The organism is Microcystis sp. M109S1 (assembly GCF_020247025.1).
Classification (GTDB): Bacteria; Cyanobacteriota; Cyanobacteriia; order Cyanobacteriales; family Microcystaceae; genus Microcystis.
In genome coordinates this window covers 1-13,913 of sequence record NZ_JADBRW010000381.1, presented here as the reverse complement: position 1 = coordinate 13,913, position 13,913 = coordinate 1, and the positions used below count along the sequence as shown (strand labels likewise).

The following is a 13,913-nucleotide window of genomic DNA, read 5'->3' as shown; positions in this document are numbered from 1 at the left end:
CCCAAAACCCAACACCTTCTAACTGATAATTGATAATTGATAACTGATAACTGACCCCCCATCTTGCCGCTTATGCAGAATTTAGACGAAAATACCCTCGATTGCGCCGTTAGTAAACCGGATTTAGCCGAACAAAGACAGGAATTTCGGGGACTTAGCAATAAAGTTTATTTTAATTTCGGTGGTCAGGGAACCTTGCCCAAGGCGGGATTAGAGGCGATTATCGATGCCCATAATTTTCTCCAACAACAGGGGCCTTTTTCAGGACGGGTAAACGATTGGATTACCGGAAAAACGGAACTTCTCAGGCAAGAAATGGCTCAGGAATTGGGAATTAGCCCTAAGAATCTCTCTATCACCGAGGATGTCACTGTAGGCTGTAATATCGCCCTCTGGGGAGTTGATTGGCAAGCGGGGGAACATATTTTACTAACCGATTGTGAACACCCCGGAATTATCGCCACGGTTCAAGAAATTGCCCGTCGTTATCATCTGGAAATCTCCACTTGTCCTATTCGGGAAACTTTAAACGGCGGCAACCCGATAGAAGTGATTTCCGCCCATCTACGTCCAAAAACTAGGGTTTTGGTGGTTAGTCACGTTTTGTGGAATACTGGACAGGTTTTACCCCTCAAGGAAATCTCGCAACTTTGTCATGATAATTCTGTCACCGAAAAACCCGTTTTAGTGGTGGTGGATGCTGCCCAATCCGTGGGTTGTTTGCCCTTGGATTTAAGCGCTACTGCCGCCGATTGTTATGCTTTTACGGGTCATAAATGGTGGTGTGGACCGGCTGGTGTGGGAGGATTGTATATTCGTCCCGAAATTTTCCCTAGTTTACAGCCCACTTTTATCGGTTGGCGCGGCATTGAAACAGATAGCCGAGGACAGCCTATCGGTTGGAAACCGGATGCCAGACGCTTTGAAGTGGCCACTTCTGCCTATCCCCAATTTGAGGGTTTAAGGGCAACTATTGCGGTACATAATGCCTGGGGTGATGGGGGACAAAGATACGAAAAGATTTGTCAATTAGCGGCTTATCTTTGGGGGGAATTAAAGACGATTAAAGGGGTGAAATGTTTAAAAAATTCTCCGCCGGAATCCGGTTTAGTTTCCTTTCAAATTGACTCGGCCATCACCCCACAAAAGTTAGTGCAACAGCTAGAAAAACAAGGGTTTTTACTGCGAACTCTCCTCGACCCCCTCTGTGTGCGTGCCTGTGTTCATTATTTCACTTTGCCCTCAGAAATCGAGCAGTTAGTAGCAGCTATCCAAAAGTTAGTTTAACAAAAATGTGGCAGGGGAAGTCCCCACCCTCAGCCAGCGTAGCGGATTGGGGATGCGCCGAGTGCCTCCTTTCCGCTTGCTCAAACCCTAACTGGATTTAGGGATATGATCGGGCTGTATTAGCCTAGACTAACACAGCCCCAAGTTACCTTTTAAATGTCCAAATCCGTAAGATTTAAACGCGATCCGTGGGTTTCGATAAATTCTCGCCGGGGGGCAACTCGATCGCCCATAAGAATCGTAAATAATTCCTCAGCTTTGGCTGCGTCTTCGATTTCCACCCGTTTTAAAGTGCGAGTTTCGGGATTCATGGTAGTATCCCAAAGTTGTTGGGGCATCATTTCTCCTAACCCTTTAAAACGTTGGATTGTGTAGTTAGCATTGGAGGGAAATTCCGCTATCTTTTGCTGTAATTCTCGATCGCTATAGCAGTAGGAATGATTTTTACCGCGTTCCAATTTATAGAGAGGAGGACAGGCGATATATACATAACCTTGGTCAATTAAATTCTTCTGATAACGATAGAAGAAAGTTAACAACAAAGTTCGGATGTGTGCGCCATCCACATCAGCATCAGTCATTAAAACAATGCGATGATAGCGCAATTGTGAGGGGTCGAAATCTTCTCCTTTAATTCCTAAACCGAGGGCTGTAATTAAGGATTGAATTTCCGTATTTTTGTAGATTTTGGCATCATCGGTTTTTTCGATATTGAGGATTTTTCCCCGCAGAGGTAGAATCGCTTGAAAACGACGATCGCGCCCCTGTTTGGCACTTCCGCCGGCGCTGTCACCTTCGACGATGTAAATTTCTGACTTTTCTGGGTCTCTTTCGCTACAATCAGCCAATTTACCCGGTAAAGGTGAGGATTCCAAGACCGATTTCCGTCGTACTAAGTCCCGCGCCCGTCGGGCCGCTTCCGCCGCCCTGTACGCTTGTACTGCTTTTTCGATAATCGTGTCGGCCACTTGGGGATTTTGTTCTAAGTATTCGTTGAGAGTTTCCCCCACCAGGGAATCAACAATACCCCGGACTTCGGTGTTACCCAATTTGGTCTTGGTTTGTCCCTCAAATTCCGGTTCGGGGACTTTTACGGAAATAACGGCGGTTAAACCCTCGCGGACGTTTTCCCCCGCTAGATTAGGCTCGTTTTCTTTAATTTTATTGCGTTTACGAGCGACATTATTTAAAGTACGAGTCAGAACTGCCTTTAATCCTTCTAGATGGGTTCCCCCGTCAATGGTGCGGATATTATTAGCAAAACCGAGAATATTGTCGCTATAGGCATCTATACACCACTGAAACGCCACTTCGATATTAATTCCGTTCTTTTCCCCCGATACATAGATAATATCTTTGTGCAGGGTTTCTTTTTCCCGACACATATAGGCGACGTATTCTTTAATACCCCCCTCATAACAATAGGTTTCGATGTGGGGTTCTTCGGGACGGTAATCGCTAAAGGTGATTTTAACACCCGCATTTAAGTAGGCTAGTTCTCGTAAACGTCCAGAGAGGGTACTGTAATCAAATTCGATGCCTTGGCTAAAAATTTCGGTGTCCGGCAGGAAATTAACCCTAGTTCCCGTTTTTTCCTCTTGACCGGGACTGCTGACCAATTCTGTGACGGGGATACCTCTTTCGTAGCGTTGGGTATGTACTTTATGATCGCGCCAGACTGTCACATCGACCCATGCAGAAAGAGCATTAACGACGGAAATCCCGACTCCGTGTAACCCTCCCGACACTTTATAACCACCACTGCCAAATTTACCGCCGGCATGAAGTATAGTGAGAACGGTTTCTAGGGCAGATTTACCCGTGGTCGGGTGAACATCGGTGGGAATACCCCGGCCATCGTCGGTGACGCTGACGGAACCATCGGCCTTGATATCCACTTCGATATGAGTACAGTAACCCGCTAAGGCCTCATCGATCGAGTTGTCCACCACTTCATAGACTAAATGATGTAGTCCCCGCGGACCAGTCGTACCGATATACATCCCCGGCCGCTTCCTGACTGGTTCTAACCCTTCGAGAACTTGTATCTGTTCCGCGCCGTAGTTACTTGTCATAAAATTTCCCTAAAAAGGCTGTGATCCCTGATTGAACCTAAATGAATGGCAAAATCTTCAAAAATTTTAGCACATAAGGGTTAAAGACTGCTTAAGTGCCTTTAGGGAGAATTTTTTATTGGGGTTGGGGTGTTGGTCAGTAATCAGTGAGCAGTAAACAGTGAGCAGTAATCAGTGAGCAGTAATCAGTGAGCAGTAATCAGTGAGCAGTAAACAGTGAGCAGTAATCAGTGAGCAGTAATCAGTGAGCAGTAATCAGTGAGCAGTAATCAGTGAGCAGTAATCAGTGAGCAGTAAACAGTGAGCAGTAATCAGTGAGCAGTAAACAGTGAGCAGTAATCAGTAAACAGTAAACAGTGAGCAGTAATCAGTGAGCAGTAAACAGTGAGCAGTAAACAGTAAACAGGTATAAAGATAAAGATAACTAACTATAGCGTTTCCTGTTCGCAAGAGGTACATTATAGATGTTGAAAAGCTTAATTAGCAAAAGTTTAAGTGTGCCACACAGGTGTGAGAAACGCTATAATTAACTTAAAACTTACATCTGATAACTGATAACTGAAAACTCACACCTGAGAACTCACACCTGATAACTGATAACTGATAACTGATAACTAATCAAATGTCATCCTCAAATTTATAACCGACACCGACTACGGTTTTGATAAAGATCGGATTAGCAGGATCGGGTTCTACTTTTTTGCGTAAGCGTCGGATATGGGTATCTACTACCCTTTCATCGCCAAAAAAATCATTTCCCCAGAGATTATCGATTAATTGGGTACGACTCCAGACGCGATTGGGATAACTAACAAAGGTAGCTAATAAATTAAATTCTAAGGTGGTTAAATCGAGGGTTTCCTCTGGCATTCCCTCCAATTTACGAAGAGCAGAATGTTGATCTAAGTCGATCAGAAAATGACGGCTGCGATGGAGTTGTTGCGGTTGACTATCGTGTCTTAAACTACGTCTTAATAAGGCTCTTACCCGAGCGGTTAATTCCCGGGGACTAAAGGGTTTGACCATGTAATCATCGGCTCCTGTGGATAAACCGATAATGCGATCGATTTCTTCTCCCCTAGCGGTTAACATGAGAATATAGGGGTCTTTTGTCCCGGGTTTTTGGCGAATTCTGGCACACAATTCTAGTCCATCTAATTCGGGTAACATTAAATCTAAAATAACTAAGTCTGGTTGCTTTTGATAAAATAGTTCTAGTCCTACCCTACCATTATAAGCCAGATGACAAGTAAAGGACTCCCGCTCTAAAGTTTGCTCAATCAAATGGGCGATTTCAATTTCATCTTCGATAATAACGATATCCATAAGTAAGTAGTTATAATTTAATTGAAGATAGATTTTGCCTTTGATCCCCCCGGCCCCCCTTAATAAGGGGGGTGCGGATGCCCCCTGCTCTCCTTAATAAGGGGGAATCTGACAATTTTTAAAACCTACCTACTTAGGCATATTTTAACATATTAGCCATTCATTTCTTGCTCAAGCTTGAACATTGAAATAATCGTAATTTTTGAGACTTTTTGGGGGGAGAGTTGGCAACTCTCCCGACTGTGGTGGACTGGGGACTTTTTAAGGTAAAGCGACAAACTGCTCACCGGAGGGAGTCGATCGCACTTGAATTAACACCGGTTGACCGATGCGATCGCCAGTATTGGGATCAAAGCTAATTTTTCCGGTGGCTCCTGTTTGATGAAAACTGCTGGAACGCAGCCTGGATTGTAGGCCCTGACGTTGAGGATTTTCCCTTAAACCGGCAATAATCACCCGTGTAGCGTCAAAACTGGTGGCCGTGCGCCAACTAACCGGACCGCGCCACTGTTCCTGCATAAGATTGGCAAAAGTCTGGTTAACCGAGGGGTGCCAGGGTGCGGCAAGGGTTAAACCTTGGGCGTTTTTGCCGCCATCTTCGAGGGTGCGAATATTGTAGAGGGTGGGACTACTAAACAGAGGCAAACGCTGACGATTGGAGCGAATGACCTCAAAAACGGGATCGAGGCGATCAACATGAGCGACGACAAATAGGCCGTTAGCACCCCCAGAAATCGCCTGATTAAGGGCTTGATCGGCCTTAAAATTGGGGACACTCAGATCACAGACAATCGGCACAATTTGACCGCCTTTTTTCGCCACATTAGCCATCAACTCGTCTTTAAAGGAAATATTATCAGGAGCTTGAGAATCGTAGCAAAAAGCAATTTTCTGGACTTTAGCAGTATTTACTATGTAATTTGCTAAGGTTTCCGTAATTTTGCCGTTAGAAGCCACCAGACGAAAGATATAATTTCCCGCACCGGAGAGATTATTAGCCAGGGAGGTGGGAGAAATCATCACCAAACCGCCTTTTTCGTAGATGGGAGCGGCGGCTAAACTGGCATCGGAGGCATTATGACCGATAACAGCGATAATATCGGGATTTTTGACTAATTCACTGGCTACCTCTTTCGATATCTGCGGCTGATTATCGTCATTAACCACGATAACCATCAGTTTTCTGCCGTTGATCCCTCCCTGTTGATTGATCTGGGTTTGTGCGCTGGCGACTCCTCGCAATATTTCCTGAGCGACGTTGGGATTAGTTGTCGCTGGCACAACAACGGCGATTTTGAAGGGATTTGAGCCAGTTTGCAGGTTGCTGAGATAAATTACGCTTTCGGGATCGTTGGGACGTTGAGCGAGGGATTTTTGCAGGAGTTGCTCTGCTTCTTGGTGATCACCTTGAGCAATGGCAGCGATCGCTGATTCTTTGGCGGTGTTAGAATTAGTTTTGATTAGGAGATGATTGCCATAACTCATGCGGGGATTATTATCGGCTTTTGGGGCAAATATTGCCGAGATTTGGGGAAAAAGAAACCAGCCGATCAACCCCAGTAAAACATAGAAAATTGGCGGTAAGCTCGCTTTTTTGCCAGTCTTTGTCATCGCTTTACTCCTTAACTTTGCTGATTGAATTCAGCTAAACGGCGGTTAATTTCGTCATCAAGGCTTAAGAAATCGATTTCTTGAGCTAATTTCTCGCTATAGTTCTCGCTTAATTCACTATAGACGTTTTCTTTCCGATAACGGTCGTTAATCGCTTCATTGGCATCCTCAAAGCGATCGCGGGAGGTATTGAGGTTGAGACTACTATCAAATTCGTTTATTTTACCTAAAGCCTCATTCATGGAACTAATCGCTTTTAAGTTGCTCATTTCTAACTTATAATGCTCGATTTTTTCCTGCTCTTTGCGAAGTTTTTCCTTAGCAGCAATGACCACTTTTTCGGCATTATCAACCCGATCTTTCATGGCGGGTAGAATTTTTTCTAGGGAGAGAACCTTAACCATGGCCAGTCTTGCCGCTTCTTGAAGACCTTTTTTTTGAGCGGTGACAGCCTGCTGCAAGTAGTTTGTGTGTTCCTGTTTTTTTGCCTCGTATTGTGCTTGAGCCGACTGCTGGGCTGCTACTACTTTCGCCACCGATTCTGTTAATTCCGCTAGGGATTTTTGCATCGATTCTAGGGATTCTTTGGCCGATTCTACGGCAATTTTGCCGCCGGATTCGATGGGAATACCCCACAACCAATTCCAGATCGCAACGAGAGAATTTCCGGCCTTATCACCGATCAGCCAAAAAATCAAGGCTCTTGGGTTTAATTTTTTGAACAATTTCATGCCGTTTGTCTCCTAGAGGTGTTACCTGTTAATTAGGAGTGATGGCTAACTTTGATGCAGTGGGTAAGGTTAATTTTTGTAAAAAGTCTTGACAAGGATAGGGAGGTTTAGACTGGACCGGCAGATTTAATGGGAGCGAGGGGGACAAATTGACCCTTTTTGACCTGTAGAATCAAGTAGCGGCGATCATCAGGATTATTATTCATGTTGCGGACACCATTCTCATCGAATCTAACAGTGCCAGTCATTCCTTCGATAGAAAAATCGTTTCTTAAAACTTGATTTAATAATTCTCGATCGAATTTTTGTCCTTGTTGGTATAACTTTCGCAAAGCGGTGAGGATAACTTTGGTCGCATCGTAGGACATGGGAGTGCGCCAAACATTGATCTTATTTTGCCAAAAACTCTGGATATAATTATCTTGTTTGAGATCATACCAAGGCACGGTGATAACTAAATTTTCTACTCCTTGTTTACCTTCTGCAAGGGTGAGATAACTTTGAAAAGTGGGGGAACCTAAAATCACTAAGTTTAACTTTTCTGCGGGACGTTGCTTAAAGATACTGACGGCTCTTTTCAGATCATTAACATAGGGAGCAACCATGAGAATATTTACTTGATATTGAGCAATTTTTTGATAAATTTCTTGTTCACCTAAATTAATTTTTGGTTCGATATTGCAGTCAAAATCTTCATCTTTAACAATTTTTTGAAACTGCTGACCGAGGAGAATGTTTCTATATTTTTTAGCGAAGTTAAAATTATCTCCAGAGCGATTGTCGTAACAAATTAAATTAGTGGGGTTTTGGATAATTAGCTTGTCAGTTTGTTGACGGATATATTCACTTAAGGTTGTGGCAAAAGTTTCCAGATCGGGAACCATTTTATATATATAGCCATTACCGGAGATTTTCGAGGAAAAGCTGGTGGGAGATAGGGCAACAATTTTCCCTTGTACATACCTCTCTTTGGCCGCTTCACTAGCAGCAGAAGCATTATGACCAACCACTGCTATAATTGACGGATCTTTAACAAATTTTTCGGCTCGATCTTTGGCATCTGCGGCGCTATTATTATCATTAGCGACCACTACCTGTAGAAAGTGAAAATCGTGGTTTTTGGCCTGTTCATCGTTTAACTCCTGTTGGAATAAAGCAATACCTCGTAAAATTTCCTGAGCAATTTCTGGATTATTACCAAGAGGAACACTGGTGGCAATTTTTAAGGGATTTCTGTCTTGATAGGCCGCACGAGCGTTATTATAATAGATGCGAATCTCTGGATTATTGGGCAAGCGATCGAGGGATTGTTTAAAAAGCTGAATTGCTTGTTTATATTCTTTGTTTTTAAAAGCTTGTCTTCCCCGTTCAAGACTGTTATCTTGTCGATTTGTCTTTAATAATATTTCTTCACCTAAGCTAATTTCTGGGTATTTACTAGCATCATCGGAAAATACTCCTCCCCAATATAAAACTGATAGAGTTACCAGAAGACTTAAAATAAATAACAGAGCTTGTTTCCAGCGACTAGATAGACGTAAAGGCCAACTTTGCTCATGATTATTTTGGTGATTTTCCTCCGTATTTTCAGGGGGTAAAGGTAAAATTAACGGTGGTTCTTCAGGATTTTCTATCAAACGAGGCAGCAAAGAAGAACTAGCAGCATCCACCGCAAATGCGTGTAATTTTAAGTCTTGTCGAGCGATTGTTAAGGATTCTTGTAGGGATTTATGTCCAAGAAAATTGGGAAGAAAAACTTCTAGAAATCTCAAAGCAACCCGCACGGCGATCGGTTCTTTCATAACAATAATATGGGGTACTCCGATATTAGCCAACTGACGACCAATACCTAACCCATCGCAGGAATTACAGATAACAAGTTTTAAGCCTTTTTTAACAGCTATTTCTAGGGAATTTCTTAAGTTATGTTCGGGAGATAAAGCCGTATCATTATCAATGATAAAAACTCCATCGTGACCGTCACTACTGGTTTGACTATGACCTAAATAAACTACAATATCCCATGGATTTTTGATCAACTCATTGTGAATATTTATCGTTGAAAGAGGAGGGTCTGAACCAGGACTTAATATTTGCATAGAAACCTTATCTTGGTTTCCTAGTACCGTTTGCAAACTGGATAAACACAGGGAAGTATGCTTGTTTTCGATGTCAATATTGCCCAAAATTACTAAAACATTAATTGCGGAAGTAAAAGTACGTTCTCTCGGGGGATCTATCTGGATAGTAAGAGCAATTTCCACATCGGGAAACCATTTGTGTAAAAAATTCCAACACTCCCAGGGAATTTGTTGTAAATCAAAGTGGGTAGTATGGATAAAAAATCTTACTTCTGACTCAGTACCTATATGGAACAAGATAAGATTTTGTATCGAACTCAGAGAACTGGAATTTAGCCATTCATTTAAGCTATCTTTTAAAGTTTTAGTGGCTTTTTTGAGGTTGTCTCTAGGATCACCTACCGCTGCATGGGTGATCATGCTATGAGGAACGGTAATTCCTAAACTGGGTTGACTTTTTACCCAATGATAATAAGCTCGACGATAATTTTGCAAAGCGTCAGCAATGTCAAGGTTAGGGACTAATTTACCATCGGTAAAAGGTGCTATCAAGAGATGATTGTCACGAATTTCTAGAGTGACGGAAAATCCCGTTTCAAAACTGCCATCACCAATTTTCAGAATCACAACTCTGCTCATGTCTCTACCCTTGACATTTTCTGCTATCTCTATTAAATCCTAAACTGTTCGATAATGCTACTATCCCCTAAACTTAGGTTAACATTAAAGCGATCGTCGGCATCAGCTAGAAAATAAAGTTGCAGATAGCTATCTAAGGGTTTCTCCCTTGCTATTGCCTCTAAACTGGGGATTAATTGGCCTATTTCATCGCTAATTTGCAAAGATAAACCGGGGGGTAGCTTGGCAAAATTGTCCATGGCATAGGCACGAATTAAGACAGCAATTCTCTGGTTACTGGTTGATAAAACTCCTACCATTAAAGCGATTTTATGTCCCATTAATTGACTACCCACATCGAGCATTTTACGGATAGCAGCATTGGGATAATGAGGATCGATATTCCAGAGATATTCGGCCGCTTGCCAGCGAATAGTTTCATCTTGGGTTTGATGTTGTAGTTTTGCTAAAGCTTCCTCTGGGGTTAAATGTTCCGAAAATTCCACCTCTTTTTGACTAGCATACAGTTGTCTAATTTCTCGCTGAATATCTGCCAGAGATTCTCGGCTGCTGATTTTTTCAGCAGCCAACAAAAAACCCGGATTAATTGGACGATAATTGTCGATAGTGCTGAGGATTTCCTGCCATTTCTCTGTAATAATTCCCTGCAACCATTGACTAAGTTTGGTGGGGATTACCTCTAAACGCTGCTGATAAAGTTTTTCTCGCCATTGTTGATTATTCAACAAAGCTAACCACTGCTGACAACTAATATCTAATCTCGGAGAATAGGGTGAAACTTGACCTAACTTTTTAATTAAATTTTCTGCTGTTGCTGGCGATAACTTTGCTAGAGATTCCAGTTTTCCTTGTTCACTCTCTCCCTCTAAACAACTCTGCCAAAGAATATCTAAATCATCAATAATTTGCTCACTGTCCAAATAATATTGATGGTAAATTGGATCGTATTCTGCGAGATTTTTAACATCTTTTCTGGATATAAAACCCCAGATATTGAGGAATTTTTCTGCTAAATCTACCTGCACCCCTAGATAAAAATCGGCCGCTAAATCGGGAATATCAACCCATTCTTGCTCTATTGTCAATCCCTCAATGTCAATAGTTTGACTGGGAATAGTAGTCACTTTTTTATCTTGAATTTGCCAAGTAAACCCGTTAATAAACTCCCAAAGATACTGATGGTTTTTAGGTATTAGTTGAAGGGAACAATCAAGATTATCTTTTAGCCAATTGCTTAAGCATATTTGGACTAAGTAATTAATCAAAGCCTGATTTTTGGCGGTTTGATTCGAGTATTGACCGAGAATCGATCGAGCTTGTTTAATCTCTGTTTCCGAAAAAGTTAGCCAAAGGGATTTCGGGTTAATTTGTTGCAAAATATCGAGGTTGACTTTCATGGTATCTCCTAACAGATTAGATTTGAGTTAAGTAGGACTGACAAAAATATTCCAGATAAGCATCGATCTCTTGTTTTTGCCGAGATTGTAATTTAATCTCATTTAACAAACTAGGACAATCTTTGCCTTCCCTTGCACAGAGTAGCTGATAAAATTTTTTACATAATTGGGTTATTTCTCGACTAATAGTAGATGAGTGAACTCCCAATCGATTAGCGATCTGTGCTTGCGTCATCTTTTGATGATAGTAACAATAGACAATCTGTTTAACTTCCTCCTCTTGAGTGATCAGTAACTTCTTAATATCTTCCTGGATTTCTTGCTGTTGTAGTAAGTCTTGACTTTGCTTCTTGCTGGGGAGATTGTCCCAAAAGTAATTGCTATTATCGTCATAATTATTAGGCTCAAATTTAGAGTAAGGAGGATCGATATGATTACGCATTATCTCTCCTATTTGATTGAGTTTTGCTTGCACTTCCTCCACGGTGAGAATAACTTGCGGTTGTAACTGCTGTAGGCGATCGATTACTTGTTGCCAATCCTCCTCTTGCCACTTATCCAATGATCTAAGAGAAGCTTTTTTAACCTCTCGAAAACAGTTAAATATTAGCAGGTAATTCTCGGTAAAGATACCCGATGTTCGTAAAATTTTTTGAATTTTATTCGCACTAAAAAGACTGACGATACCGAGATTAGTCCTACCAATCGTTTTATACTCTCCTCGCAGGAAATTATAGAGAGTATTTCTTAATTTTTTATCTGTCCATTTTTCTAAGATTAAGCGAAAAAATCCCGGTTTGGTCTTGTTATCCTGAAAATTACCGTAAAAATTGCTAGGATTATTGATAATTGCCGTGGCAAGCAAATTCAGCAAATAGTAGAATAGGGTTTCATAATCAGCATCGATCCGATGGCCAACATTTTGATAGACCCTTTGAGTTACCATAGAGGAGCGATATTGTAAAAAAACCATCCAATGGGACTTGACTAATTGGTTATTAGGATCATTCTGTAAGCATTGCCACAGATAAAAATACACCGCTTCATCATCGGCCACGCTTCCAGCGATCGCATCGATCAATTTTCTTAATTGTGGCACTTCGCACCAGAAAACTCGATCGCCTTCAATGGCTTTAATAGTAGTATAAAAGTACCTAACGCTCATTTCTATCACCGGCTACAGGTATCTGATATCTGATTAGGTAAAAACCGAGGATTTTCTGCAAGAGTAGCAAACAAATTGAGCGATTGCCTTGCCAAGCGCACCTCTTTCTCTGACAATAGATGAGGGACTGATGAGAAATTATCAGTTATGCTGAGACAGCCTTAGCAAACGAGTAAAAGACTCATAAATTAACTCTGAGCTGCCACAAATTGCTGTCATATCAACTTCTAGGACAAAAATAGGAATGCGAGTAACTTTTACCGAAAATCAGGGTTTTAGAAAGGAATTGAATAAACGGGTTGATGCTTATTTTACCGAAAACGGCATCCCCACCAGAGATAATTTTGCCATGTACCTGAAGACGATCACGATTTTAACCTGGGTAATTGCCGCTTGGCTATTTGTGCTTTTTGGTCCGGATATCTGGTGGCTAAAAATTATTGGTTGCATGGTTTTAGGAGGAGGATTAGCAGGGATTGGTTTTAGCATTGGTCATGATGCTAACCATGGCGGCTATTCTAGTAAAAAATGGGTTAATTCTCTCCTTGGCATGAGCTACGATTATATCATCGGTACTTCCAGTTATCTCTGGCGTTTTCGTCATAATTATCTCCATCATACCTACACCAATGTTTTAGGGTACGATGTGGAAATTCACGGCGATGGTATCGTGCGAATGACTCCCCATGCCGAGCATAAATGGTATCATCGTTATCAACATTTATTTATCCCGATTCTCTACGCTATAATTCCTATCTATTGGTCATTCTCCGATGTGCGATCTATCCTCTTTTGTAATCGTTTTGGCGAGATTAAAATTCCCAATCCTAAACCGATCGATCTATTCGTTTTATTGAGCGGAAAATTTGTTTATCTCTTCTGGTTTATTGGCATTCCTCTCTTAGTTGGTTATAGTCCCCTAGAAATAGCGATCGGTTTTCTCATTGTTTTTATGACCTATGGAGTGCTTGCCTGTCATGTATTTATGTTAGCTCATGTTTTGGAACCCGCCGAATTTATTCAACCCTCGGCGGCTAACCAAATCGAAGACGAATGGGCAATCTTTCAAGTGCGAACTACCGTAGATTTTGCCCCTAAAAATGTCTTTTTAAATTGGTATTTGGGGGGATTAAATTATCAAGTAGTCCATCATCTTTTCCCGCAAATTTGCCATATTCACTACCCTAAAATTGCCCCAATTTTAGCGGAAGTTTGCCAAGAATTTGGCGTTAATTATGCCGTTTATCCCACCTTCTGGGGTGCTTTAGCTTATAATTATCGTTGGCTCAGACAATTAGGCAATAAACAAAGTAATTTTGATCTCAAATTAGCCAGCTAAAATCAGTTATCAGATGTAAGTTATCAGTTATCAGATGTAAGTTATCAGATGTAAGTTATCAGTTATCAGATGTAAGTTATCAGTTATCAGATGTAAGTTATCAGTTATCAGATGTAAGTTATCAGTTATCAGATGTAAGTTATCAGTTATCAGATGTAAGTTATCAGATGTAAGTTATCAGATGTAAGTTTTAAGTTAATTAGTTAGTTATCTTTATCTTTATACCTGTTTACTGTTTACTGATCACTGTTTACTGATCACT

General features: G+C 41.3%; 9 protein-coding genes. 2 read left to right on the top strand and 7 right to left on the bottom strand.

The annotated features are described in order from the left end of the window. Positions 1 to 72: 72 nt before the first annotated feature. Positions 73 to 1,287 (top strand): aminotransferase class V-fold PLP-dependent enzyme, encoded by a 1,215-nt coding sequence (locus tag IM322_RS18750; RefSeq protein WP_287075998.1) that lies wholly within the window; start codon positions 73 to 75, stop codon positions 1,285 to 1,287. 152 nt (positions 1,288 to 1,439) lie between these two features. Here IM322_RS18750 and gyrB read toward each other — a convergent pair whose 3' ends face one another. The 7 genes from gyrB to IM322_RS18715 all read right to left on the bottom strand — a co-directional run bounded on the left by gyrB (position 1,440) and on the right by IM322_RS18715 (position 12,312). Next, a complete protein-coding gene (gyrB, locus tag IM322_RS18745) occupies positions 1,440 to 3,362 on the bottom strand; it encodes a DNA topoisomerase (ATP-hydrolyzing) subunit B (protein WP_287672256.1) in 1,923 nt (640 codons plus the stop codon). Positions 3,363 to 3,980: 618 nt separating this feature from the next. Beyond that, on the bottom strand, positions 3,981 to 4,688 hold the full coding sequence (locus IM322_RS18740; protein WP_287672258.1) for a response regulator transcription factor: 708 nt from the start codon (positions 4,686 to 4,688) through the stop codon (positions 3,981 to 3,983). Between the two features lie 261 nt (positions 4,689 to 4,949). Next, complete coding sequence (locus IM322_RS18735) at positions 4,950 to 6,299, bottom strand: ABC transporter substrate-binding protein (protein ID WP_287672259.1); 1,350 nt, start codon at positions 6,297 to 6,299, stop codon at positions 4,950 to 4,952. An 11-nt stretch (positions 6,300 to 6,310) separates the two neighbouring features. Beyond that, positions 6,311 to 7,030, bottom strand: a complete 720-nt coding sequence (locus IM322_RS18730) for a PspA/IM30 family protein (RefSeq protein ID WP_287672260.1) — start codon at positions 7,028 to 7,030, stop codon at positions 6,311 to 6,313. A 107-nt stretch (positions 7,031 to 7,137) separates the two neighbouring features. After that, complete coding sequence (locus IM322_RS18725; protein WP_287672262.1) at positions 7,138 to 9,750, bottom strand: ABC transporter substrate-binding protein; 2,613 nt, start codon at positions 9,748 to 9,750, stop codon at positions 7,138 to 7,140. A gap of 32 nt (positions 9,751 to 9,782) precedes the next feature. Next, positions 9,783 to 11,147 (bottom strand): DUF1822 family protein, encoded by a 1,365-nt coding sequence (locus IM322_RS18720; RefSeq protein WP_287672264.1) that lies wholly within the window; start codon positions 11,145 to 11,147, stop codon positions 9,783 to 9,785. Between the two features lie 16 nt (positions 11,148 to 11,163). Next, positions 11,164 to 12,312: a sigma-70 family RNA polymerase sigma factor gene (locus IM322_RS18715; RefSeq protein WP_287672266.1), complete on the bottom strand. Its 1,149-nt coding sequence runs from the start codon at positions 12,310 to 12,312 to the stop codon at positions 11,164 to 11,166. Between the two features lie 244 nt (positions 12,313 to 12,556). Here IM322_RS18715 and IM322_RS18710 point away from each other — a divergent pair, with 244 nt between their 5' ends. Next, a complete protein-coding gene (locus IM322_RS18710; RefSeq protein ID WP_287672267.1) occupies positions 12,557 to 13,651 on the top strand; it encodes a fatty acid desaturase family protein in 1,095 nt (364 codons plus the stop codon). Positions 13,652 to 13,913: the final 262 nt, after the last annotated feature.